The 295-nt window shown below is 52.5% G+C and carries 1 protein-coding gene; it reads right to left on the bottom strand.

Annotation, left to right across the window (positions count from 1 at the left end):
* A partial coding sequence (locus SB771_RS34010; RefSeq protein WP_410721917.1) for a hypothetical protein occupies positions 1 to 281 on the bottom strand: 281 nt, incomplete at its 3' end.
* Positions 282 to 295 lie beyond the last annotated feature (14 nt).

Genomic DNA, 295 nt, shown 5'->3' with positions numbered 1-295 from the left:
AGTTTCTCGTCCACATCACGCGTCGAAGGGAGGTCTATGTTCAATACCGTCGATACACCAATGACTTTCCACAGTCGATTCTTAAACCGACGACCTAGTTCCTCGTCGGAAAGTTCGAGAAGCGCGTTCCAGCCTATAGGGTCAACCAACAGAGCAGCGACAACTGCACAATCAATCGCGTGGTCTAGCTGCGCCAGCCGCGCCTCTTCGAGCGAAGAAGCGTTTCGTCTTTGACGAGACGGACGTGGCGTTGTTACTCCTTTGGTCGTGGTTGGATTCATGACAGCAGGAGTTA

Source organism: Burkholderia sp. SIMBA_051 (assembly GCF_046534915.1).
In the GTDB taxonomy this organism is placed as follows: Bacteria; Pseudomonadota; Gammaproteobacteria; order Burkholderiales; family Burkholderiaceae; genus Burkholderia; species Burkholderia ambifaria.
This window is presented reverse-complemented; position numbering and strand designations above follow the sequence as displayed.